The sequence below is a fragment of the Bradyrhizobium sp. USDA 3650 genome (assembly GCF_054057395.1).
Map to the genome: position 1 here is coordinate 5857653 of NZ_JBSRZG010000001.1, position 22944 is coordinate 5880596.

The 22944-nt window shown below is 62.1% G+C and carries 20 protein-coding genes; 15 read left to right on the forward strand and 5 right to left on the reverse strand.

The window, feature by feature from the left end; translation table 11 throughout:
• Window positions 1-777 precede the first annotated feature (777 nt).
• The gene (locus tag ACVIN2_RS27490; protein WP_456767970.1) at window positions 778-2061 is read right to left on the reverse strand and encodes an NAD(P)/FAD-dependent oxidoreductase; all 1284 of its coding nucleotides are present in this window, start codon (window positions 2059-2061) and stop codon (window positions 778-780) included.
• A 357-nt stretch (window positions 2062-2418) separates the two neighbouring features.
• Here ACVIN2_RS27490 and ybgC point away from each other — a divergent pair, with 357 nt between their 5' ends.
• Window positions 2419-2862, forward strand: a complete 444-nt coding sequence (ybgC, locus tag ACVIN2_RS27495) for a tol-pal system-associated acyl-CoA thioesterase (RefSeq protein WP_007596415.1) — start codon at window positions 2419-2421, stop codon at window positions 2860-2862.
• Window positions 2863-2987: 125 nt separating this feature from the next.
• A complete protein-coding gene (locus ACVIN2_RS27500; protein WP_456767971.1) occupies window positions 2988-3269 on the forward strand; it encodes a hypothetical protein in 282 nt (93 codons plus the stop codon).
• A gap of 4 nt (window positions 3270-3273) precedes the next feature.
• Here the strand turns inward: ACVIN2_RS27500 and ACVIN2_RS27505 are convergent, their stop codons facing one another.
• Window positions 3274-3477 carry a hypothetical protein gene (locus tag ACVIN2_RS27505; RefSeq protein ID WP_456767972.1) on the reverse strand — a complete coding sequence of 68 codons (204 nt, stop codon included), beginning with the start codon at window positions 3475-3477 and terminating at the stop codon, window positions 3274-3276.
• Between the two features lie 858 nt (window positions 3478-4335).
• Here ACVIN2_RS27505 and ACVIN2_RS27510 point away from each other — a divergent pair.
• Both ACVIN2_RS27510 and sbmA read left to right on the forward strand, forming a co-directional pair.
• Window positions 4336-5079 (forward strand): outer membrane protein, encoded by a 744-nt coding sequence (locus ACVIN2_RS27510; RefSeq protein ID WP_035974413.1) that lies wholly within the window; start codon window positions 4336-4338, stop codon window positions 5077-5079.
• Window positions 5080-5242: 163 nt separating this feature from the next.
• Window positions 5243-6454 carry a peptide antibiotic transporter SbmA gene (sbmA, locus tag ACVIN2_RS27515; protein ID WP_456767973.1) on the forward strand — a complete coding sequence of 404 codons (1212 nt, stop codon included), beginning with the start codon at window positions 5243-5245 and terminating at the stop codon, window positions 6452-6454.
• A gap of 2549 nt (window positions 6455-9003) precedes the next feature.
• Here the strand turns inward: sbmA and ACVIN2_RS27520 are convergent.
• Window positions 9004-9738 carry an outer membrane protein gene (locus ACVIN2_RS27520; protein ID WP_456769818.1) on the reverse strand — a complete coding sequence of 245 codons (735 nt, stop codon included), beginning with the start codon at window positions 9736-9738 and terminating at the stop codon, window positions 9004-9006.
• A 1215-nt stretch (window positions 9739-10953) separates the two neighbouring features.
• Here ACVIN2_RS27520 and ACVIN2_RS27525 point away from each other — a divergent pair.
• Both ACVIN2_RS27525 and ACVIN2_RS27530 read left to right on the forward strand, forming a co-directional pair.
• Entirely contained in the window at window positions 10954-11358 is a 405-nt protein-coding gene (locus tag ACVIN2_RS27525) for a YbgC/FadM family acyl-CoA thioesterase (protein ID WP_456767974.1), read from the forward strand.
• 77 nt (window positions 11359-11435) lie between these two features.
• Complete coding sequence (locus ACVIN2_RS27530) at window positions 11436-11903, forward strand: nuclear transport factor 2 family protein (RefSeq protein WP_456767975.1); 468 nt, start codon at window positions 11436-11438, stop codon at window positions 11901-11903.
• Window positions 11904-12111: 208 nt separating this feature from the next.
• Here the strand turns inward: ACVIN2_RS27530 and ACVIN2_RS27535 are convergent, their stop codons facing one another.
• Both ACVIN2_RS27535 and ACVIN2_RS27540 read right to left on the reverse strand, forming a co-directional pair.
• A complete protein-coding gene (locus ACVIN2_RS27535; protein ID WP_456767976.1) occupies window positions 12112-12825 on the reverse strand; it encodes a type 1 glutamine amidotransferase in 714 nt (237 codons plus the stop codon).
• Window positions 12826-12848: 23 nt separating this feature from the next.
• Window positions 12849-13775: a LysR family transcriptional regulator gene (locus ACVIN2_RS27540; protein WP_456767977.1), complete on the reverse strand. Its 927-nt coding sequence runs from the start codon at window positions 13773-13775 to the stop codon at window positions 12849-12851.
• 151 nt (window positions 13776-13926) lie between these two features.
• On the opposite strand from ACVIN2_RS27540, the gene ACVIN2_RS27545 reads away from it, so the two are divergent.
• From ACVIN2_RS27545 to ACVIN2_RS27585, 9 genes are read left to right on the forward strand one after another with little or no spacing between them, the layout of a single operon-like run.
• Window positions 13927-14883, forward strand: coding sequence for an N-carbamoyl-D-amino-acid hydrolase (locus ACVIN2_RS27545; RefSeq protein ID WP_456767978.1), 957 nt, complete (start codon window positions 13927-13929; stop codon window positions 14881-14883).
• Window positions 14884-14918: 35 nt separating this feature from the next.
• A complete protein-coding gene (locus tag ACVIN2_RS27550; protein ID WP_456767979.1) occupies window positions 14919-15743 on the forward strand; it encodes an ABC transporter substrate-binding protein in 825 nt (274 codons plus the stop codon).
• A complete protein-coding gene (locus ACVIN2_RS27555) occupies window positions 15740-16597 on the forward strand; it encodes an amino acid ABC transporter permease (RefSeq protein ID WP_456767980.1) in 858 nt (285 codons plus the stop codon). The genes ACVIN2_RS27550 and ACVIN2_RS27555 overlap by 4 nt, the downstream gene beginning before the upstream one ends.
• Complete coding sequence (locus tag ACVIN2_RS27560; protein ID WP_456767981.1) at window positions 16594-17358, forward strand: amino acid ABC transporter ATP-binding protein; 765 nt, start codon at window positions 16594-16596, stop codon at window positions 17356-17358. The genes ACVIN2_RS27555 and ACVIN2_RS27560 overlap by 4 nt, the downstream gene beginning before the upstream one ends.
• Before the next feature lie 14 nt (window positions 17359-17372).
• Window positions 17373-18188 carry an ABC transporter substrate-binding protein gene (locus ACVIN2_RS27565; RefSeq protein WP_027570291.1) on the forward strand — a complete coding sequence of 272 codons (816 nt, stop codon included), beginning with the start codon at window positions 17373-17375 and terminating at the stop codon, window positions 18186-18188.
• Window positions 18175-19059, forward strand: coding sequence for a polysaccharide deacetylase family protein (locus ACVIN2_RS27570; protein WP_456767982.1), 885 nt, complete (start codon window positions 18175-18177; stop codon window positions 19057-19059). Before ACVIN2_RS27565 ends, ACVIN2_RS27570 begins: the two co-directional genes overlap by 14 nt.
• Before the next feature lie 8 nt (window positions 19060-19067).
• Entirely contained in the window at window positions 19068-19718 is a 651-nt protein-coding gene (locus ACVIN2_RS27575) for an aspartate/glutamate racemase family protein (protein ID WP_456767983.1), read from the forward strand.
• Window positions 19719-19740: 22 nt separating this feature from the next.
• Window positions 19741-21324 carry an ABC transporter substrate-binding protein gene (locus tag ACVIN2_RS27580; RefSeq protein ID WP_456767984.1) on the forward strand — a complete coding sequence of 528 codons (1584 nt, stop codon included), beginning with the start codon at window positions 19741-19743 and terminating at the stop codon, window positions 21322-21324.
• A complete protein-coding gene (locus tag ACVIN2_RS27585; protein ID WP_456767985.1) occupies window positions 21321-22694 on the forward strand; it encodes an amidohydrolase family protein in 1374 nt (457 codons plus the stop codon). The genes ACVIN2_RS27580 and ACVIN2_RS27585 overlap by 4 nt, the downstream gene beginning before the upstream one ends.
• The last annotated feature ends 250 nt before the right edge of the window (window positions 22695-22944 follow it).

Below are 22944 nucleotides of genomic sequence, written 5' to 3' on the forward strand. Positions count from 1 at the left end.
AATGTAATGCTGTTGCTGCTAACATCGGCGTTTGGCCCGCAGTCCGCAGCGTTGCGCGGGCAATCGGGGCCGCCAGTCGCAAGCTGGCGGTTCTCCCCGATTCGTTACGAGCAGTGGAACACGTTTCCCGGCGTGCAACCGCAAATAGCGGAACCTTATGCCGGCTATTCACAGCTTCCTGTGGACAACCTCATTATTCGGAAGAGATTTCGCCGCGCACCGCACGCGCTCGGCGCATGGATTAATTATGACACCCCAACAGAAAGCCGCGCTGGCATCTAGCGCTACGATGCCGGGATAAAGCAGCGAGGCGAAGTTGCCCTGTCCATCATAAGGGAGTTTCCAGACGGGTTCAGCGAAACGAAATGACGCAGAACTCGCCTCACAGGCTGGCGCTTCCCTTTCGACCGCCGTGACGGCAACTCATGAGCGCTTCCAGTTTGGGGTGGGCCTTCGCGCTGGTGTCTCGCGATATCGAGAAACCCTTTTAAAGTGCGGCTTCGGTCACTGCCGGCTTTTGCGTTGAGCGCGTCTTCATCGAGCGATCCGTCGGGGAGATGATCCGCCTCCACGGTGCGGACTGGCATTCGGCGGAGAACCGACAGCTCGAGTCATGAACGTCACCCGTCGCAAGCTCGTCGTTTTCACCATCCGATTGTCTACCCGAGGTATGCTAAGTTCCATGACGGCGCCCTTGAACACATCATAACAACATCACGAGGACCGGCATGCTTCGAGCGAGGGCAGCTTGTGAAGCCAACCGGGTTGCTGGGGTGATCAGAACCAGGAATCCATCAGGTGAACAAGCTGGGAGCCCGCCGTATAAAACGCCTCCTGCGCTGCACGAAAGCGCTGGGCTTCAACGGCGGTGACCGGCAACGGCAGGTCGTTCTCCGCGATCTGCCCCAATACATACGAAGCCAAAACACTGCCAAACACAGTGCCTGGTGCGATTCCGCGGCCGTTATAGCCACTGAAACCGATGACTTTGCGGTCCAGCTTGTGAAGCCGGGGCAAGTTGTCGGAGGTCATTCCAATCATGCCAAACCAGCCGGTTTCAAACTGGACGCCCCGAAGTCCTGGAAAAAGCTTGTGCAACGATCTTTGGTCCCAAGCGCGGTGAATAGATCGCCCAATCCCCTCAAGCGCACCAACACTGCCAAACACGAGTCGCCCGGAGCGATCGAGACGAAACGAAGAGAGGACTTCTCGAGTGTCCCACACACCCTGCCGCTCAGGCAGGATCGACTTTCTCAGATCATCGGGCAGACATGGCGTGCCAAAGTTGAAATAGGGCAGTTGAATCTGTTCCTGCCGTACCTCAGACCAAAGTCCCTTGCTATAAGCATCCGTCGCGACGACCACCCAGTCGGCCTCTACAGATCCGCTTTCGGTGCCGACTCTCCAGCGGAAACCATTCTGTTGCGCCATGACGGCCTCACTATGCGTAAATATCCTGGCTCCCATCGCAAGCGCGGCCCGCGCTAACCCTCGCACATAAGCCAATGGCTGTATGGTGCCGGCGCGCTTATCGAGCAGCGCGCCGGTGTAGTCGCCACCGCCTACTTTGCTGCGTGTTGCCTCCGCATTTAGCACCAGGACGGGCGCTCCACGCTTCTGCCACTGTTCGGCACGGGCCTCAACCTCCTCCAAGCCCTTACGTCCGACCGCACAATGCAAGGTGCCGGCACGTTCGACTTCACATTCGATGTGGTGCTTTTCGATGAGCTCGAATACCGTCTGCGGTCCGCGGCCGAGCTGTTCAAGTAACCGTTCTCCAAAAGGCGCGCGGAGCGCGGCCGGAAGCAACTCGGGCATGAGCCACATGCCCGCATTCACGAGTCCGACGTTCCGCCCGGACCCGCCGAATCCTATTTCAGACGCCTCCAAAAGCGCAACACGCGCTCCACCTTCAGCTAGATGAAGGGCCGCCGACAGCCCGGTATATCCACCGCCAATCACGACGATATCCGCTGCAATTTCATCAGTAAGTGGAGCAGTTTGTGGCGCTGGTGGCGCAGTCAGCACCCACAGTCCGTGTGATCGTCGATTGTTTCGCATCCGCCAATCCTCTTACAAGTAGCTTCTTGATCGACCCGAGCTCCAGCAGCCATCGTGAATACCGCTAAGTTCTGGCGGACCTCTCTAGTATCCAAGCGGACCTCCCTAGTATCCAACACTGACGTGCCAGCGCCACACCGGCAGGCAAATCGCGGGCCAAAAGGGCAGTTCGTCATCACCCCGAAGATCAGGCCGAGCTACTAAGTTGTTGATCTGTTGAGGGCACGCGCAGCACCCACGCGGCGGTGCGCCGGAGCTCCGACTGCGCGAACAAAGCCAAAGCCCCTCGGCGCTTGCTCTGGAACGCGCCTTTGTGCGAGACAATGGGTCCCAAAAGGGCAGCAAGGGGACCACACCGTGAGAGCCTCTCTTGATGGCGAAATTCGCGACGGCCGCCATCATATGCAGATCCGGGTCTATTTCGAAGATACCGACTCCGGCCAGATTGTTTATCACGCAAATTTCTTGCGCTTCATGGAACGCGGCAGAACGAACTACTTGCGCCTGCTCGGAACGAATCAGCAAGCATTACTCAAAGAAGCCAAGAACGATGCGCCCGGTGTTGCCTTCGTTGTGCGCTCGATGACGATCGATTTTCTAAAACCGGCGGTCTTGGATGACATTCTTGACGTCGTCACAGTCCCGCAAGAGGTGAGGGGCGCGTCGATTGCCTTGCTGCAGGAATGCAGGCGTGGCGACGATCTCCTGGTCACAGCACGTGTACGGGTAGCGTTTATCTCAGCTGGAAAGGCGCAGCGCATCCCGAAGTCGCTGCGGCTCGCTATGGAAGGGCATAGATAAATCTGCCGCCTCATTCACGCGTTTGCCTTGCAGCGCTCCAACGAATTCAAGTCATCATGGCGGCGTAAGTTAAAGCAAATGGGCTGCGGCAAACCCGGGGTGGCTCAATTGCACAGTCCAGCCGAATGAATCAGAAGCCGGCGAAGAACGAAAACAAATCGGACTTCGTCGGCCGCTTTCGTCACAGCGACCACAGCGAAATCCACGTCAAGGATGACGGGCCGATTGGCGACTGGCGCGGCTATCCCGGCGGCGCTGCCGTGGCGAACTTGCGCGATCGCATTTCGCGGCTCTTCTCAAATGGCGGCACCGTCTCCATTGCCCCATGCTCCATCTGGCTGACGGCAGCGAGGCGGATGGTTTCCGAGCTGCGCGCCAACGCTCGGTGCTCTTGCCACTCCGGATAAAAAATCATGGAAGAGGGCGGAACCGAGCGCGATCATTTTCGACGAGATGGTCAAGACGGTCCAGGAGCCGGCCCAATCGAAGGCGGCCGGCGGCCTCGTCCTTGGGTCTGAAAACATCAAAGGCACGTTTGTCGGATTCATTAGAAGGTACAATCTTTATGCTGTTTTCTGGAATGCGGATCAGCACGATCGAGCGATCGTCATTCACCGTCGCTCAAAGAGGATGGATATCGTCGCGGAAATGCCGCTTACGTTCGAGACCGCGCATCGGCTAGCGCTCTTTATGCCGCGTGCCGTGCCGACAACAACATTGCGCCGGATGCGCCGCCAATCGAATGAAGGGCCGCGCGGCCATTTTCGAAGTTGGTCCGGGCCTCCAATAGGCAAAACGGTTTCGTGGGGCGCCCACTTTATGTCAGCGAGTGCCATGATATCAGAATGGCAACCGGTGGCCTGTGGGCTGCCATACCTTACTTCACCGCTTGAACGCGCGAGGATAGTGCCGTGGCTAATGACGTAGAGCTTCTGATCTCGTATTTCGCGCTTTCGGGGCACGTTTACCCGCTGGGGGCCTGCTGAGGTCACTCCATTCCAATTCAAAGGCAGGGAAGGGGCAGCGCGCGCGGGGTTCAACGGGTTCGGTCTTCACTACGAAGACACGATGGTCGCGCAAAGCAAGATTGGTTTTGCGGAAATGAGACGCATTCTTCAAGACCAATGGCATCAAATATCTGAAGATTGAATTTCTGCTCGATTGGTACAGGACTGACGAGAAGCGAATGGAATCCGACAAATTCCGTCAGCAAACTGCTCGATGTCTCCGCCGAACTTGGAATGCGGGATATCAAGGTGGGCCCGGGATTCCAAGAAACGCATGCCGATGTGGCGCTCCGCCCATGGTGGCCTCCGTAAGGGGACACTTGGGAATGATCTGCAACGCAGAACCTAACGCAGCGTCCGGTTCACGCATTTCTTTCGGCACGAATGTTGTGACGCAGCTACAGCAATTCGCGCGCACGTTGTTAAGACGCATGAGGCTCGGGGCACTCAAGACATGAGAGTAGAAATGAAGAACTTCTTGCTTACGACTGTGAGCATTGTGGCGCTTGGCGCAATTGCGTCCGCATCCGGTGCAGACCTGGCTGCGCAGCCCGTCCAACCTCTCTACTCCAAAGCTCCGCCGCCTGTCGCGGCTGCAATTTACGACTGGAGCGGCCTCTACGTCGGTGTGAACGGCGGCTTGGGCTCAAGCTCGAATTGCTGGGACTACAATGGTCGCACCCCTGAGGGCTGTCATGATGCGACCGGCATTACCGTCGGCGGGCAGATCGGCTATCGATGGCAGATCGGCCAGATCGTGCTGGGCGTTGAAGGTCAGGGGAACTGGGCTGATCTGAGCGGATCCAACGTCAGCATTGCGTTCGGCGATGTCGACCAGAGCAAGATTGGTGCGTTCGGTACGATGACTGGGCAGATCGGTTATGCGCTCGACACCGTACTGTTTTACGCCAAGGGCGGCGTCGCAGTGGCGAGCAACACGTATCGAGTCAACTCCGCAGTCACGGGCGCGCAGTTCGCGGGCGCTGATAGCAGCCCTTGGGGTGCTACTGTGGGCGCCGGGATCGAAGTCGGTTTCGCGCCGAACTGGTCGGTAAGCGTCGAGTACGACCACTTGTTCATGCGGGATGCCGACGTGAACTTTGTCGTGGCTGCTGGTTCGCTGGGCGGCGACCGCATCCGCCAGGATTTCGATCTTGTGACTGCGCGGCTCAACTATAAGTTCGGCGGCCCGATTCTGCTCAAATATTGATCTGAAGTCGGACTGGTGAATCGAAGGCCCCGGCTAGACCGGGGCCTTTCAGGCATCGCGCGTGCGACGCGACTGGCGGGTGACCGGAAGTCAGGAACAGCTAGCGAAACGCGGCGAGTTCATCTTCTGAGCTGAAGTTCTAAGTCGATAAAGGACAGCGAGCATGTTCGTTTCATTCTTCCCTCGACCAAAGTTGTTCTTTGCGTCGTCAATTCTTTGGACGGCGTTGGCGATGGCGTTTTGGTATGTATTTGCCGGCAATCTCTTTCCAGCCCCGGAGAAGCCGGTCGGGCTTGCGACGTTCTGGTCCGCCTCGGCGCTGTGGTTTGATCTCTATTTTGCGCTGGCCGTTACGGTGTTCGCGGCGGCATGGATGTTATTTGCCCCGCATCCCTGGGCGACGTGGTCCATTCTTGGTTCGGCGCTGATCCTGTTCACCTCTTACTTTCAGGTCCAGGTCTCGGTCGCGATCAACAGCTGGTATGGACCGTTCTATGACATGATCCAGGCTGCGCTTTCGAAGTCGGCGCCGGTCACGGTCGAGCAGTTCTACAGCGAGTTGTCGACCTTTGCCGGCATAGCGCTCGTGGCCGTCGTGGTCGGCGTGATGACGCGATTCTTCGTCAGCCACTACATCTTCCGCTGGCGCACGGCGATGAACGATTTTTATGTCGCCAACTGGCCACGGCTGCGCACGATCGAAGGCGCCTCCCAGCGGATCCAGGAAGACACCATGCGCTTCGCCAGCACCATGGAAGGTCTAGGCGTCAATCTCATCAGCGCGGTGCTGACACTGTTGGCGTTCCTGCCGGTTCTGGTGAGGCTGTCCAGCAACGTCACGGAGCTGCCTCTGTTCGGCTCGATTGCCTATCCGCTGGTGTTCGCCGCGGTGATCTGGTCGATCCTGGGCACCGGCGTTCTCGCGCTTATCGGCATCCGCCTGCCCGGAATTGAATTTTTCAACCAGCGGGTCGAAGCGGCCTATCGCAAGGAGCTCGTGCTCGGCGAGGATGATGCGGCGCGTGCCAATGCGCCGACATTGAGCGTGCTGTTTAGCGACATTCGCAGGAATTACTTCCGGCTCTATCTGAACTTCATGTACTTCAATATCGGCCGGATCGTCTATCTGCAGACTGACGTCATCTTTCCTTATCTGCTGCTTGCGCCCACAATCATCGCGGGCAGGATCACCCTCGGCGCGATGAACCAGATCCTCAACGCATTTACGCAAGTGCGAACCTCGTTTCAGTATCTCGTCAACTCCTGGAGCACGATCGTCGAACTGATCTCGATCTATCAGCGGCTGCGGAGCTTTGAGGCAAAGATCCACGGTGGGCCACTGCCGTCGATCGAGATAAGGAAGCCAGCCACATGATTCCTATAGCTGTAGGGAGTTGACGGACACCTGACCTTCCGTTCCGCGTCAATCGGTCGCAACGCTGCTGAATTGCTTAAGTTGTGAGAAGGGGCACTCGAGAGAATGGCGCTCGGCGTGGAGAAACTTAGCAACTGCATATCGGAACCCCCGTGACGTGTTGTTGTGGATGACGGCTAGCGCGCTGTTGCAGCGCGCGGACTGAGGCAAAGGGGCGGCGGATGGCTGTAGGGGCCATTACAGCCGCGGCGGGTAAGCTACAAAGCAGCCGCGTCGCGTTCGACCTGCAGTCGAGCCAGCGGGTTCATGACACCGAAGACTTGCTCCGAGAAAACAGCCATGAATCTGATTTGCTCCTGGAAATGGGTTCTCAGAGTCCACACCGCCTAGCTCTACAAATAAGTACCAGCGTGTCGTAAGTTCGACAGTGTGAGTCAGACACGCCTCAACGGTGTTGTCCCGCGAGCAATCATAATTGTGTCACACATGGCACCGGACACTGACTGACTAGCCAGAACGACCATGCGGGATGTTTCAAACTTGATCCGCCTCCATGGAATACGGTGCTAAACAGGGGTAGGCATTACGTGGGACGGCGAGCCCTTGTGACCGCCGGATGTGTTGGTGTCCATTCTGGTTCTGGCGGAACGGTAATCGAGCCCAGTGGCACCCAAGCTCGTTCTAGCGTCACTGGATCGCGCAGCTGGGCGAAAGTTTCGGTGCGAATATCGAGCCACTCGAACCAGCGATCCTGGACGGCGACAAGCTGGGCTGGCCGGAGCACGCCGAAATGATCTCGAAGAGAAATTCTTATCACCGTAAGCTCAACTGTGAACCGTGCCAGAAGAGTTCAAGATGATGTTGCGTCGTGTTTCAACTACCAGAACCGGGATTTGACAACTCTGCGCCTGCGGACCAATCCGTTTCCGCCGAACCGGAGCTCTGGCCGTGAACATGACCGCCAGATTGAGCAGCGTGGATTCACAAGCGTGGCTCGCCGACTATAGCAACCGCGCCGCACATCCGGCTCAAAAGGCGCGACGAGCTCCTAAGCTGGAATTGGCGCGATCGGAACAAGCAATCCACTAAGGCTGCCCAATTCACGGCTCGGCGATCCTCACCAAATGCTTTACGAACTTTTGTTGATAGCGTCAGCAAGCGTCGACTTGAAAACCAAAGGACCTATCCGCAGGATGCTTTCTTAAGCCGTCATGCATCCAGAATGAGCGGAGCACGAACTGTCACATTACCGAAACCTAGCTCTTGTACTTGTAGGCTCGGCCGTCTCCCTTACTCCTCCCGCTCCCTGGAGCGAAGAAGGTTTATTCCGCACGGCTTTCCGGGGGCCACCGGCCAGGCGGGCCGGAGCCGAGGTCGGCCAGATCTCCGTTGTTTTTGGATTAGCGCCATGACACCGAAAACCAAACTATGCGCTTTGTTGCGAGGTGTTCTGGACGATGCGATCGGGATGGTGCCCGAAGCAAACCGGACGTCTTCGTTGAAGGCGTGCCTCGCCGAAAAGGTATTAGCTCTGGCCGCAAAAGGCCACTTGGATCCAACTGTCTTGACGCGTCTCGCGCTACGGAGTCTGCAGGAATCCTGTTGTGGTTGCTACGGGTGCGAACTGCAGAACCCCCTCGAGGTGAAGGACCGAGAATGAACTCCAAACCTATTCCCCGCGCTCCGGCGTGGCTGACCGACTGGGTTTCGGCGGGTTGCAAGGCGACGCGAGACTAGAGTTCTGCCCGGCCATGGAGCTTGCGCCCGGCAGCGATGCCATCTGAGCGCGAGGGTTATGGCGTCCTGGCCGGAGAAACTCGGGTCAGTCCTGCTGTGGATGCCGCCTTGCTTCATCATGGAGTCGCCCGTGTCCGCGGCTTTCACTGACGTCATTGCGCCCCGCCCGCGGCACAGATGATTTCTCCTCGGTCCGCATCGGCGCTTGGCGCGCGATGTCGGCGATGTCGGAGGGCAGGTGCTCGCCTGCTCGGTTGCCGCTCGTAGCCGAAGCAGGCGAGGCCGAGTGATCCGAAAGATCGGACGGGCCGGTGAGATGCTGGAAAGCCGAGCTGCCTATCGTCCGGGTTCGCGACAGACGCGGATGAGCCGATCTATTATGTCCTCAACGCTTGCAGGCGGATCTTGCCGTGCCGCCTCAGCGGAGGCAGCTGTGTTCGACGATCTCGTCTGCCTCGATTGCGACGGCGATGCGCCGCTTACCCTGGCAAGGCGGCAGCCGCAAGCTAAGCAGTATCATTCCCGCGGGATCGACGCAGGTTCCGAGCTCGTCGCCCTTGCGACTACCCTGTCCACGATTACGGCCGACTTTCGGTGTCGAATGTGCTCCAGCGCTGAGCCGGCGGTTCCCCGCCAAGTGCTGCCGAGCTTGCCGTCCGGAGAAGGAGGGATCGCAGGCCAGCGAAAGGCGAAGGGCCGGGATCGCGCGCTTGAATCTCACGTCGGAATTGCCTGAATGGCCGGGCTCTGAGCGGGCCATGCTTTCCTTCGAATGGCCCCGGCTAGGCCGGGGCCATCGACACAAGTACGGATCAATATTTCAGGAGAATCGGACCGCCAAACTTATAGTTGACCCGTACCGTGATAAGGTCGAGACCCTCGCGGATGCGATCGGCCCCACCAATGTTCCCGCTGAATTTCGCCGTGCGGGGCTGGAAGAACAGGTGGTCGTACTCGAAGCCCACCGTCCAGTTCGGTGCGAGGCCGTGCTCGAATCCGACCCCCAACACACCGCCCCAAAGAACGTCACTTTTCCTACTGGCTCCTGCCACGGTCGAGCTGATCTGATGGATGTTGCTCATGACTGCGGCGCCGCCTTTGCCGTAAACTACGTTGTTCCCGAAGGCATAACCAATCTGCCCCGTCATGAGACCGAACGCGTCAATCTTAGTCTGGTTGGTAGTATCGGAAAACGCGATGCTGTGATTGGACCCGGTCAAATCAGCCCAGTTGCCCTGGCCCTCAACACCCAGCACGATCTGGCCCATCTGCCATCGATAGCCGATCTGGAGGCCCACGCTACCGCCTGTCGGATGATGACAGCCCTCGGGCGTGCTGCCAAGGTACTCCCAACAACTCTCGCCTGAGCTCAGACCACCGTTCACGCCGAAATAGTAAGCACTCCAATCGTAGATTGCAGCCGCGACAGGTCCTGGAGCGGTGGTGTAGAGAGGCCTGATGGGTTGCGCAGGCAGATCAGCACTGAATGCGGGGGCCACCGCAGCAAGCGCCACCGTACTGACTGTCATAAGCAACAAGTTCTTCATTTCTATTCCCATGTCTTGAGTGCCCCCGAGCCGGCTGCGTCTTAACAACGTGCACGCAAATTGCTGTAACTGCATCGCAACATTGGCGCTGGAAGAAATGCGTGAATCAAACGCCGCGTCAGGTTGCGGCGTTGCAGATATCTCCAACTCCTTGACATGCCCCTTCGCTTGCGAGCGTAGATCAGCGCGGTGTCCTGCCTCTTGCGCACCCGACAGCTTGACGGCATCGCTCCACGTCGCGACGTAGTAGCGTGGTAGGTCGACGGGGCGCCCGGTAAGTGCGTGTTCCAGCCGTTCGTGATCACGAAGTCCAAGCCATCGTGATCGCCCATTCCAGAGCATCGTGATCACCGTTTCCAGCCGATCGTGATCGCTATTTCAGCGATTGCGATCGGGGGTAACCAGGAGGCGCGCACCACTGACAGTCTGCAACCCAGCTACCTTGGTCTTTTGCCTAACTCCGACTGCTTCAGCTATGCGAACGCTACAAGCAATGGGCTGGCCCCCTCAAGCCCATCCTGTCCCCAGGTCCATGTCGCCGGCGAGAAGCTGTTCGTCGACTATTCCGGCCAGGCCATGGAGCTGGGTTGACGGAGTACGATACACGCCAGTCCTGCTCCGGCTCCGCGGACGAAACCGTCAATGCAGGAGCGATCGGTTGGGCTTTCGGTCAGGGGCGGCGCCGACGGAGCAACGAACCCGGAAACTCTCACGCAAATAACCGCACACGTTCTTAATGTGGGTCAGTGGTGTGAGGTCCGCGATAGGATCTCCCGAAATCAGGCTCATAAGTGCCGCGGTTTCGCCCATGGCACAAGTACGGGTCTAATTAGGTTGGGGGCGCGTCCGCTCCGCGGACGGGGCTCTATGAGCCAGCTTGCCGAGCCATGCTGTCTCGGCCCTTCGGATCACGATGCCTCGCGCAAGCCATAAAGTGCTCCTCGCCGGGGGCACTCGGAAAACGGGCTCGCCTGTGGCGAGCGTTATCACGGCCCCGTTCCCGCGTACCGCTCAAACACCGGTGTTGTCGCTGCACTCGTCCCGCATGCCCCTTCGGGCCGCTATGCTCGCGGCCGGGGTGACATTTCTCTCGAGGCGAGCTAGGTGAACACTGAAGCTGATCCCGAAGGCGCTGCGGCTCGCCATGAAAGGGACGTAGAAAAATCTGCGCTTGTTCACGCTATCGCCCTCCAGCGCCCCAACGAAATCAAGAAGTTGGTATTCTGTTGCGATATCGTCAAACCAGAGTTTTCCGGCATCGTCTATCACGCCAATTATTTGCGCTTCATGGAGCGCGGACGGACCAATCATCTGCGGCTGATGGGCGCCGAGCAGCAGGCATTGTTCGAGCAGGCGGAGACGGAAGACGCAAGCTTCGCCTTCGTGGTGCGCTCGATGCATCTCGATTTCCTCAAGCCTGCCCGGATGGACGACGTGCTCGACGTCGTGACCTGGCCGGTCGCCGTGAAGGGCGCCTCGATCATGCTGGCGCAGGAGGTGCGGCGCGGGGAAAACGTGCTGGTGAAAGCCGAGGTGCGTGTCGCGTTCATCAGCGGCGGCCGCGCCCAGCCGATCCCGAAGTCCATCCGCGCCTTGATGAAGGCTGATCTAATTTCGTGATCGGGCGATAGCGGACGGCCTCTCGACTCCCCCGCGGGCGGCGATAGATTGCACTCCCGCCAACCGATGAGGCCCTCATGTCGCGCCCGCCGCTTCCGCCCTTTACCCGTGAGACCGCAGCGCAAAAGGCGCGTATGGCCGAGGATGCCTGGAATTCGCGCGACCCGGTGCGCGTCTCGCTCGCCTATACCGAGGACAGCCGCTGGCGCAATCGCTCCGAGGTTTTTCAGGGGCGCGACGCCATCGTCGCGTTCCTCACCCGCAAATGGGAGAAGGAGTACGACTACCGGCTGATCAAGGACCTCTGGGCGTTCGACGAAAACCGCATCGCCGTGCGCTTCCAGTACGAATGGCACGATGCGAGCGGCCAGTGGTATCGCTCCTACGGCAACGAGCAGTGGGAGTTCGACGAGCACGGCCTGATGCGGCGGCGCGAGGCGTCGATCAACGACGTGGTGATTGCGGAGAAGGACCGGCGGTTTCACTGGCCGGCACCGGGGCCGAGGCCGGCGGATGTGGTGGGGTTGGGGACGGATCCGTTCTGAGGCCTATCAAGACGAGCTTGTCGCTTTCTTCCCCTCTCCCCTTGTGGGAGAGGGTGGCTCGCCGCGAAGCGGCGAGACGGGTGAGGGGTCTCTCTCAGCGAGCACCTCTCGCGATTGAATCCGCGGATAGAGACCCCTCATCCGGCGCTTCGCGCCACCTTCTCCCGCAAGGGGAGAAGGGAAGAGTCTGCGTGGCGAGAGCTGCGGACTACAGTGACGCACGCCTTGCCAGAAATCTCGTAATCGCCCCACCAAGCTTGGCGTGATCCATCGGCTCCGCCAGTGACTTCCTCGCCGTGGCAACGACCGCGTCCGGCGCTTTGCCGTCGCGTAGCTCGCAGCACACTTGCGCAAACTCCACGTCGAACTCCGGATGCGGCTGCACGGTGAGCGTCGCGCCGTTGGCGTAGAGCAGGCCGGCATGCGGGGTGAAATCGGAGGAGAGGATCGTCAGCGCATCGTTTGGCGGCTCAATCACCTGGTCCTGATGCGAGCAGGCGATGGCGACCGCTCCGCCGTCGACGACGCCGTTGTCCGGCAGCACCTGATAGACGTGCCGGCCGATGCCCCAGCCCTTCTCCGATTTGCGCACGGTGCCGCCGAGCGCCTGCGCGATCAGCTGATGACCGAAGCAGATGCCGACCATCGGCGTCCTGTTAGCGTAGGCGGTGCGCACGAAATCTTCCAGCGACGCGATCCAGTCGAGCCCGTCATAGACGCCGGCGGCCGCGCCGGTGATCAGCACCGCCTCCAAACTGCGCGGATCGGGCAGCGTATCGCCGTTTGGGATGCTGACGATCTCGACCGTCGCGGTCGGATCCTCGGCGCGGACCATGCGCTCGAACATGTCGGGGAACGAACCGTGGCGCTCGCGATATTTTTGTGGGACCTGCCCGGTCTCGATGATGGTGATGCGTGCCATGTGCCCTCCGGTAAAGGTCAAGCTCAGTCGCTTCCTGCCCCATGTTGCTGGTGTGGCGCTGTGCGCTCCAGCAGCGCACTCTCTCTCCGGACCTCGTTGAGAAACGCCTTGGCCAGGCGCGACAGCGGCTCTGCTTCCGACCATAGCATATAGGCCACGGCGTGCGTCGTCGGCGCGAACGGCCGCACGACGAGGCCGGTCCCGCCGTTCTGCCGCGGCGAGAAGGGATCGACCACCGCGGCGCCGACGCCGGCGGCGGCGAGCACGCAGGCCGTGTTGCAGTAACGCACCTCGACGGTCGGTTGGAACGGCGCGCCGGCGCGGGCAAAACTGTCACGCACTGCTTCACCGAGGCGCGTGCCGCGCTCAAGCCCGATGAAGGGCAGGCCGGACAGGTCGGAGGCCGAGATCACCGGCCGGTCGGCGAGCGGGTGCTGCGGCGGCAGCACGCACACCATCTCGCCGGTGTGCACCACCTCATGGGCGATGCCTGGATGATGTGTCAGCCCGAGCGCGAAGCCGAGTTCGGCGACGCGGTTGAGCACGCCTTCGATGATGCCCTCGTAGCGCCGCACGTCGAAGAACACCCGGATCTCCGGGCGACGGCGCAGGAAGCCCGACAGTGCCGAAGGGATGATGCTGTAGGCGAGCGGCGGCGTCGCGACCAGCGCGAGATGCCCGGAGCGGTTCTCGCGCAGATCGCGCACGCGGTTCTCGAGCTTTGCGTGCAGCGCGAAGATCGCCTCGCTCTCCTTGTAGAGCGCCATCGCTTCCGTGGTCGGAAACAGCCGGTTGTTGACGCGTTCGAACAGCGCAAAACCTGCCTGCGCCTCCATCGTCTTCAGCGCGTTGCTGACGGCAGGCTGCGACAAGGCCAGTTCGTCGGCGGCCGCAACCGTGGTGCGGTGGCGGATGACGGCGCGGAGAATCTCGAGCTGGCGCAGGTTCATATCACTGCCGATTATACTCTGGGCCAAAACATCATAGCAGAATGAATTGATTTTGTAGTCCCGCTTCCGCGTAATGGCAGCGGATTTGCACGTCGCATCAAAGGGTTCATTCGCCCATTGAGGCGCCATTGCGCACAGATTGGAGGCAATCTTGGTTCGTGTCCTTCGCGCCGCCGCCGCACAGATGGGGCCGACGCAAAAAGCCGATACGCGCGAGCATACGCTGTCGCGGATGCTTGCGCTGCTGGAGGAGGCGGCCGGCCGCGGCGCCAGCCTCGTGGTGTTTCCCGAGCTCGCCTTCACCACGTTCTTTCCGCGTTGGCTGCTCGAAGGCGAGGCGCTCGACCATTATTTCGAACGCGGCATGCCGAACCCGAACGTCGCCGCCTTGTTCGACCGTGCGCGTGCGCTGCGCGTCGGCTTCTATGTCGGCTATGCCGAGCTGACGCCGGATGGACGCCGCTACAATTGCGCCGTCCTGGTCGATCGCGACGGCGAGCTGCTCGGCCGTTATCGCAAGGTGCACCTGCCGGGCTCGGTCGAGCCGCGACAAGGTGCGCGCTACCAGCAGCTCGAGAAACGCTATTTCAACTATGGCGATCTCGGCTTTCCGGCCTTCCGCGCCGGCTCGGCCTGGGCCCACGCGATCATGGGCATGATGATCTGCAACGATCGCCGCTGGCCGGAATCCTGGCGCGTGCTTGGCCTGCAGGGCGTCGAGCTCGTCTGCATCGGCTACAATTCGGCGGCCTATGATCCCAATGGCGGCAGCACGGAAGACGCCTCGTTGCGGACCTTCCATTCCACGCTGGTGACGCAGGCCAACGCCTACATGAATGCGACCTGGGCGATCTCGGTGGCGAAGGCAGGCGAGGAGGACGGCTCCGGGCTGATCGGCGGCTCCTGCATCGTCGATCCCAATGGCCGCATTGTCGCGCAGGCGGCAACGCTGACTGACGAGGTGATCGTCGCCGACATCGATCTCGACCTCTGCCGCCAGGGCAAGGACAAGATGTTCAACTTCGCCGCGCACCGGCGGCCGGAGCAATACAGGGTGATCACCGAACGCGCCGGGGTCATCGAGCCCGCGGTTCTCGACGCAGACTGACAGGACGTTCCAACAACGTTGGCAAAGGAGCCGATATGACGCGCCTCTCGTATTTCCTCGGCATCGCAGCCTTGGCTGCCGTCGCGTCCGCGCAGGCGGCGGAGCTTCCGGCGGAGATCAAGCAAGCGGGCGTGTTGAAGCTCACGGTCAACTCCACTTACGCGCCGATGGAATACCGCGATCCCGCGACCAACGACCTCGTCGGGCTCGACGTCGATCTGGCGAACGAGCTCGCAAAACGCCTCGGCGTGAAGATCGTCTGGAGCGAGACGCCCTTCGCCGAATTGATCCCGTCGCTCCAGACCAGGCGCGCCGATTTCATCATCTCCGGCATCTCCGATCGCGCCTCGCGGCGCGAGACCGCAGATTTCGTCGATTATCTCGGGACCGGCCCGCAGTTCTTCGTGATGGCGGAGAACGAAGCCAAGGTTGCGACCGATCTCTGCGGCAAGAAGGTCGGGACCACCCGCAGCACGAGCTTCCCGGTCGAGATCGAGAAGTGGAGCAAGCAGAATTGCGAGCCGGCCGGCAAGCCGACGATCCAGTACGTGCCGGGCGAGAACTCGATCGACGTCCGCAATCAGCTCAAGCAGGGCCGCATCGACGCCGCCGTGCAGGGCAGCGAGACGCTGCCTTATGCGCAGACGCAGGAACCCGGCAAATATCGCGTGATCGGCGAACCCTTTGCCAAAGGATATCAGGGTATCATGTTCCGCAAGGACGATGCAGCGCTTCGTGAGGTGGTGACCGAGAAGTTCACCGCGATGATCGCCGACGGTTCCTACAAGGCTGTCCTCGACAAATGGGGTCTCGGCGCCAATGCGGTCGCCCAGCCCATGCTGAACGCGGCATCGCAATGAAGACGGCACCGGCACTCGCGGAGGGCTTTCCCGACCTGTCGGGAATGCGGATCGCGCGCGAGCCGCATTGGTTTCGCTGGCTCAGCGCCGCGCTGATCGTTGCTGTGCTCGCACTGATCGTGCGTGCGTTTGCGGCCGGCCAGATCGAATGGTCCTATGTCAGCCGCTTCCTGACCGCAAAGGTCATTCTCGAGGGCATCGTCAACACCATGGTGATGGCGGTGCTGGCGATGGCGCTTGGCATCTTCCTCGGCGTGGTCGTCGCGATCATGCGGCTGTCGCCCAACCCGGTGCTGAAGACCGTCGCCGCCGGCTACACCTGGTTGTTCCGCGGCACGCCGCTGATCCTGCAACTGCTGCTGTGGTTCAATCTCGCGCTGGTGTTTCCGACCATCGGCATTCCCGGCCTGTGGAGCGCGCGCGCCGTCGACGTCATGACGCCGTTCCTCGCCGCGCTGCTCGGGCTCGGCATCAACCAGGGCGCCTATACGTCGGAAGTGATGCGCGCCGGCATGCTGTCGGTCGATATCGGGCAATATGAGGCGGCGCAGGCGATCGGCATGGGACGCTTGCGTGCGCTGCGCCGGATCGTGCTGCCGCAGGCGATGCGGGTGGTGATCCCGCCGCTTGGCAACGAGTTCATCGGCATGGTGAAGGCGACCTCGCTGGCCAGCGTCATCCAATATCCGGAGTTGCTGCACAACGCCGAGAACATCTACTACGCCAATTCGCGCGTGATCGAGCTCCTGATCGTCGCCGGGCTCTGGTACCTGCTCGTCGTCTCGGTCCTGACACCGCTCCAGATGCTGCTCGAACGCCGTTTTGCACGCGGCACATTGCGGCTCGCGCGATGACAAAACCCCTCGTCGCGATCCGCTCTGTCAGCAAGAGTTTTGGCGAGTTTCAAGCTCTCAAAAATGTCTCGCTCGACATCCGGCCCGGCGAGGTGATGTGCCTGATCGGCGCCTCCGGCTCCGGCAAGACCACGCTGCTCCGCTGCATCAACCAGCTCGCCGCCATCGACAGCGGTGGCATCTGGCTCGACGGCGAGCTCCTCGGCGTGCGCGAGCAGGGCGGCCGGCTGCATCGGCTCAGCGAGCGCGAAATCGGGCGGCAGCGGCTGAAGACCGGCATGGTGTTCCAGCGCTTCAACCTGTTTCCGCACAAAACAGCGCTCGAAAACATCACCGAAGGTCCGCTCCAGGTTCAGGGCCGAAAACCCGACGAGGTGCGTGCGGAGGCGATCGAGTTGCTGCGGCGCGTCGGATTGTCGGCCAAAGCGGACTCGTATCCCGCCCAGCTCTCCGGCGGCCAGCAACAACGCGTCGCGATTGCCCGCGCGCTTGCCATGAAGCCGATGCTGATGCTGTTCGACGAGCCGACCAGCGCGCTCGATCCCGAGCTCGTCGGCGAGGTTTTGGCCGTCATGAAGGAGCTGGCGCGGAGCGGCATGACCATGTTGGTCGTGACGCACGAACTCGGCTTCGCGCGCGAGGTCGCCGACCGCGTCGTCTACATGGACCAGGGCGCGATCATCGAGCAGGGCAGCGCCTCGGACGTCTTGGGCGCGCCGCGCGAGGAGCGCACCAGGGCATTTCTTTCGGCAGTGATCTGAATGGGGGCGTATCGATGAAGAGACTTCTGGTTACGGCGGCACTCGTTGGCGCCATGAGCGCTCCGGTCATGGCAGTCGAGCTGCCGGCGGAGATCGCCAAGCGCGGCAGCATCAAGGTCGCGCTGGTGCCGAACTATCCGCCGATGGAGTTCCGCGATCCCGCCACCAACGCGTTGTCCGGCTTCGACATCGATCTCGGCGAGGCCATCGGCCGCAAGCTCGGCGTCAAGATCGAATGGCAGGAGACCAGCTTTGCCGAGTTCATGCCGTCGATCTCGACCGGGCGGGTGGACGCCATCCTGTCCGGCTTCACGGACTATGCGAGCCGGCACGAGATCGCGTCCTTCGTCGATTATCTGCGCAGCGGTCCGCAGTTCTTTGTGCAGCAGTCGCGCAAGGCGGAGTTCAAGGACGCAGCCGCGCTCTGCGGCAAGAAGGTCGGCGCCAGCCGCCGCACCATGTTCCCGGCGCAGATCGCGGCCTGGAGCGAGAAGAATTGCGGCACCAACCCGATCCAGTTCGTCGGCACCGACGGCTCGGCCGACGCCCGCACCCAGCTCAGGCAGGGCCGCATCGACGCCGCCGCCCAGGGCAACGAGACGCTGCCCTACATCATGGATCTCGAGCCCGGCACCTATGCGACAGTGGGCGAGCCCATCGCGCAGCAGTTCACCGGCATCGCTCTGCCGGTCAAGGAAAAGGCGCTGCAGCAAGCGATGCTGGAGGCGGTCGATGCGCTGATCGCGGACGGCACCTATCGCACGCTGCTCGCCAAGTGGAAACTGACCGACAACGCACTCGAAAAGGCGACCCTCAATGCTGGACAGTAAGGCACTCCAGAGCATCCCGCTCACCCCAGCCAACACCGCGGATCCTGCGCCGGAATACCCCTGGCCGAAGCCGTACAATTCCGCGATGTTCCTGTCGTTCGACGTGGACGCGGAGAGCGCCTGGACCAGCAAGGACGCGGTGCACGCGCAGCGGCTCATCACCATGAGCTATGGCGGCTATGAGGCGCGGGTCGGCACGCCGAAACTCCTGGAGCTGCTCGACCAGCTCGATCTCAAGGCGACCTTCTTCGTCACGGGATGGTCGGTCGACGCGCATCCGGCGATGGCTGAGGCCATTCTCAAGGCCGGTCACGAGATCGGCCATCACGGTTATCACCACCTCCTTCCCGATCCCGGCGATCCCTGGATCGAGGAGGAGCTCGAGCGCGGTTTCGAGGCGCTCAAGCGCCGGCTTGGCGTCAGGCCGACCGGCTACCGCGCGCCCTACGGCGAATTCACCGAGGAGCTGCGCGTGGCGCTGGTGCGTCACGGCATCGTCTACACCTCGTCGTTCCGCGACGACGTTCGGCCCTATCGCCATCGTCTCGCCGACGGCAAGCCGGGCACGATCGAGCTGCCGGTGACCGCAAGCTATGACGATTGGATGCACGGCCTGTCCGCGCGCTTCAGTCCGCGCTCGATTTTCCCTAAGGAGCATGTGCTTTCGATCTGGAAAGACGAGCTCGACGAAACCAGAGACTGGGGCGCGATGGTGACGACGGTGCTGCATCCGCAATGCAGCGGCCGACCGATGCGGCTGCGCCTGCTGCGTGAGTTCCTGACCTACGCAAAGTCGTGCCCGGATGTCTGGATCACGACCGGTGAGAAGATCGCAGCGAACTTCCTGCGCCACGAGGCCGGCAAAAATTGAGCTACGCCATGACCCGCATCCTCGTCATCAATCCCAACTCTTCCGCTTCGGTGACGGCGGCGATCGATGATGCGGTCGCGCCGCTGCGCATCGCCGGCGGACCGGAGATCGAGGTCGTTGGCCTTGCCGAGGGCCCGCCCGGCATCAGTTCGCAGCGCGACGCCGACAGCGTCGTAATGCCGCTGGTCAATCGCGTCACGCGCGACGATGCGGATGCCTTCGTGCTCGCCTGCTTCAGTGATCCCGGCCTGCATGCGGTGCGCGAGGCGGCCGCCGGGCGCCCGGTGCTGGGCATCGCCGAGTGCGGCATCTTTCGCGCGATGATGCTGGGCGAGCGATTTGGCATCATCGCGCTGTCGCCGTCGAGCATCCGCCGCCAGCAGCGGATGGTGCGGCTGATGGGTGTCGATAGCCGCTATGCCGGAAGCTGGTCGGTCGGTGCGAGCGCGGCCGAGACGGCAGGCGCGGATATCCGGGGACGGTTGATCGAAGCCGGCCGCGCCCTGGTCACGCAATGCCGCGCCGACGTCGTGGTGATGGGCTGTGCCGGCATGGCCTCGCACCGCGCGGCGATTGCGGATGCCATCGGTGTGCCCGTGGTCGAGCCGGCGCAGCAGGCGGTGGCCGTTGCGATCGGCGCGGTCTTGCTGAACACGTAAGATCCTTCAGGAGCCTCTTGCAATGCCCGTCTCCCGTCGTTCGCTCCTCAAGGCCGCAGCCGCTGTACCGGCGCTGTCATTCCCGGGCATCCTGCGCGCCGAATCCCAGACCACGTTGCGCTTCATTCCCGTCATCGACCTCGCCTTCGTCGATCCCATCTATTCGACGGCACAAGTGTCGCGAAACCATGGCTTCATGGTCTACGACACGCTCTATGGCATCAGCTCTTCGCTCCAGGTCTCGCCGCAGATGCTGTCGGGCCACGTCGTCTCCGGCGACGGGCTGCAATGGGACCTCAGCTTGCGCGACGGCCTGTTCTGGCACGACGGCGAGCGCGTGCTTGCCCGCGACTGCGTCGCGAGCATCCGCCGCTGGGCCGCGCGCGACGGCTTTGGCGGCGAGCTGATGGAGGCGACGGACGAGTTGTCGGCCGCCGACGACCGCACCATCCGCTTCCGCCTCAAGCGTCCATTCCCGCTATTGCCGCAGGCGCTCGGCAAGGCCGCGATCAACGCGTGCTTCATGATGCCGGAGCGGCTGGCGAGCCAGGATCCGTTCAAGCCGCTGACCGAAGTGATCGGTAGCGGCCCGTTCCGCTATCTCGCCGACGAGCGCGTGCAGGGTGCGCGCAACGCCTACGCCAAATTCGAGCGCTACCAGCCGCGCAGCGACGGAAAGCCGGATTGGACCGCGGGTCCGAAGATCGTGCATTACGATCGGGTGGTCTGGACCACCACGCCCGATGCCGGCACCGGCGTCGCTGCGTTGCAGACCGGCGAGCAGGACTGGCAGGAGACCACGCCGCATGACCTGCTGCCGATCATCAAGGCTGCCGGGGACATCGAGACGCGCGTCCTCGATCCTCGCGGCTATGCCTGTATGCTGCGCCTCAATCATCTCCAGCCGCCGTTTGATAACCCAGCCGTTCGCCGCGCGCTCCTGGGAGCGATCGATCAATCCGCCTTCATGACCGCGGTCGCCGGTACCGATCCGAGCTTCCAGGTCTCCCCGATCGGCTATTTCGCGCCGAATACGCCGATGGCGAGCGAGGTCGGCCTCGATGTGTTCCGCGGTCCGCGTGACTACGCCAAGGTGAAGGCCGACCTCAAGGCCGCCGGCTATAATGGCGAGAAGATCGTGGTGCTCGTCCCCACCAACTCACTGGCGCAGAAGCCGCTCGGCGAGATCGCCGTCGACTCCTTGCGCAAGGCCGGCATGAACGTCGAATATGCCGGGCTCGATTTCGCCGTAGTGTTGCAGCGCCAGCTCAAGAAGGATCCGATCGGCCAGGGCGGCTGGAGCGCCGCGGTCGGCAATTGGCAGGGCATCGACTGGCTCAATCCGGCCGGTAACACCAACATCCGTGGCGAGGGCAAGGTCGCCGGCTGGTATGCGAGCGAGAAGATGGCCGGCCTGCGCAGCCAATGGTTGGCGGCCTCCGAGCTCGCGGAGCAGCAGCGCATCTGCCGTGAGATCCAGGCAGTGGCTTTCCAGGAAATCCCCTATATTCCGATCGGCCTGTACAAGCAGCCCACCGCCTATCGCAAAGCCATCACCGGCATTCTCGACGGCACCGCCGTCTTCTGGAACGTACGCCCCGCATGAGCACGATCGCAATCTTCGGCAGCTATGTGCTGTCACGCAAGGACGGCGCGCAGGAGGTGTTGCGCGACCACTGGGTTCTGGTCGAAGGCAAGACAATCGCCGCGGTCACGCGCGACAAGCCGCGGGCGGACGAGGTGCATGACCGTCCCGGCCGTTTCGTTCTCCCGGGCCTGCTGAACCTGCATAATCACTGCTTCTCGGAAGCAGTGGCGCGCAGCCACACCGAGGACGGCAATGGCCGTAAGAACAACCAGAGCATCGTCTACACGGTGCTCTTGCCGCTGACCAAGCGCGGTGCAGATATCTTGTCGGCGGAAGAGCGCATGGCGGTCGCGCGGCTCGGCATCCTTCAACTCCTGAAGGGCGGCGCCACCACGGTGATGGAGCCGTTCCGCAACTCGATCCCGGAGATGTTCGATGCCGCCGAGGAGATGGGCATCCGCTTCTACGGTGCGCCCTATCTGTTTTCGACGTCGGACGCCAAGGCCGGCTCCGATGGCGTCGTGCACTATTCCGGCGATGATGGCACCGCCGACATGGCGACCTGGGATGCGCTCTACCAGCGCTGGAATAATCGTGGCGATGGCCGCATTGGGCTGGCGATGAGTCCGCATGCCACCGACACCTGCGGGCCCGATCTCTTGAAGGCCTGTGCCGCGCGGGCGCGCGAGCTTGGCGTGCCCATCACGACGCATATGGCGCAGAGCCGCGCCGAGGTCGAAACCATCGGCAAGCGCTATGGCGGCCGCACGCCGGCGCAATATCTCGACTGGCTCGGCCTGCTGGCGCCCGATCTGATGGCGGCGCACTGCATGTTCAGCACCGACGACGATCTCAAGCTGATGGCCGCGCGCGGGATGACGGTTCTCAACTGCCCGCGCGTGTTCGCGCGCGCCGGCGTCACCGCCGCGTTCAGCCGGTTTGCAGAGCACGGCGTTCGCACCGTCGTCGGCACGGACGGCTACAACATGGATCTGCTCGGCGAGCTCAATGCCGCGTCGCTGATCTCCAAGATCACCTCGGCGCGCGCCGATGTCGCGAACGCGCCCGAATTGATCGAGGCGAACACGGCAATCGCCGCCGATGTCATCAAGCGGCCCGACCTCGGCCGGATCGAGCCGGGCGCGACCGCCGACCTCACGATCGTCGATCTCACCCATCCGCATCTTCAGCCGCTGTTTGACCCGCGCCGCGCGCTGATCGCGCTCGCCAATCGCGCCAATATCGATCAGGTCATGGTCGACGGCCGCACGCTGGTCGATGGCGGCCGCTATCTCGGCGCTGACGAGGCGGCGATCACGGCGGCGGGGACCGCTGCGATCGGCAAGATCTGGGACCTGCCGGAGGCGCAGGCGGCGTTCAACGGTTGAGGGCGACTTCGGAGTTGGCTTTGCGCGCCGGATGGAGTCCGCTCCTGGCAACGCAGTGCCCAGCCCCTCACCCGGATTGCTTCGCAATCCGACCTCTCCCCGCGAAAGGGCGGGGAGAGGTTAAGACTCGCGGCACGCCACGCCCGTTCAGCTGGCTCTTAGAGTGAAGGACGCACCTGTCTCTCGCTCCCTCGTCCCGTTCTTACGGGGAGAGGGTGGGGTGAGGGGCTACTTCGGCAATCCAAACTCT

Coding starts and splice junctions, on each gene's coding strand:
- ACVIN2_RS27540 (WP_456767977.1), bottom strand. CDS start 13,775: ATGAACCTGCGCCAGCTCGAGATTCTCCGCGCCGTCATCCGCCACCGC.
- sbmA (WP_456767973.1), top strand. CDS start 5,243: ATGTTCGTTTCATTCTTCCCTCGACCAAAGTTGTTCTTTGCGTCGTCA.
- ACVIN2_RS27500 (WP_456767971.1), top strand. CDS start 2,988: ATGAATCAGAAGCCGGCGAAGAACGAAAACAAATCGGACTTCGTCGGC.
- ACVIN2_RS27570 (WP_456767982.1), top strand. CDS start 18,175: ATGCTGGACAGTAAGGCACTCCAGAGCATCCCGCTCACCCCAGCCAAC.
- ACVIN2_RS27510 (WP_035974413.1), top strand. CDS start 4,336: ATGAAGAACTTCTTGCTTACGACTGTGAGCATTGTGGCGCTTGGCGCA.
- ACVIN2_RS27565 (WP_027570291.1), top strand. CDS start 17,373: ATGAAGAGACTTCTGGTTACGGCGGCACTCGTTGGCGCCATGAGCGCT.
- ACVIN2_RS27585 (WP_456767985.1), top strand. CDS start 21,321: ATGAGCACGATCGCAATCTTCGGCAGCTATGTGCTGTCACGCAAGGAC.
- ACVIN2_RS27555 (WP_456767980.1), top strand. CDS start 15,740: ATGAAGACGGCACCGGCACTCGCGGAGGGCTTTCCCGACCTGTCGGGA.
- ACVIN2_RS27575 (WP_456767983.1), top strand. CDS start 19,068: ATGACCCGCATCCTCGTCATCAATCCCAACTCTTCCGCTTCGGTGACG.
- ACVIN2_RS27530 (WP_456767975.1), top strand. CDS start 11,436: ATGTCGCGCCCGCCGCTTCCGCCCTTTACCCGTGAGACCGCAGCGCAA.
- ACVIN2_RS27580 (WP_456767984.1), top strand. CDS start 19,741: ATGCCCGTCTCCCGTCGTTCGCTCCTCAAGGCCGCAGCCGCTGTACCG.
- ACVIN2_RS27490 (WP_456767970.1), bottom strand. CDS start 2,061: ATGCGAAACAATCGACGATCACACGGACTGTGGGTGCTGACTGCGCCA.
- ACVIN2_RS27535 (WP_456767976.1), bottom strand. CDS start 12,825: ATGGCACGCATCACCATCATCGAGACCGGGCAGGTCCCACAAAAATAT.
- ACVIN2_RS27550 (WP_456767979.1), top strand. CDS start 14,919: ATGACGCGCCTCTCGTATTTCCTCGGCATCGCAGCCTTGGCTGCCGTC.
- ACVIN2_RS27560 (WP_456767981.1), top strand. CDS start 16,594: ATGACAAAACCCCTCGTCGCGATCCGCTCTGTCAGCAAGAGTTTTGGC.
- ACVIN2_RS27520 (WP_456769818.1), bottom strand. CDS start 9,738: ATGAAGAACTTGTTGCTTATGACAGTCAGTACGGTGGCGCTTGCTGCG.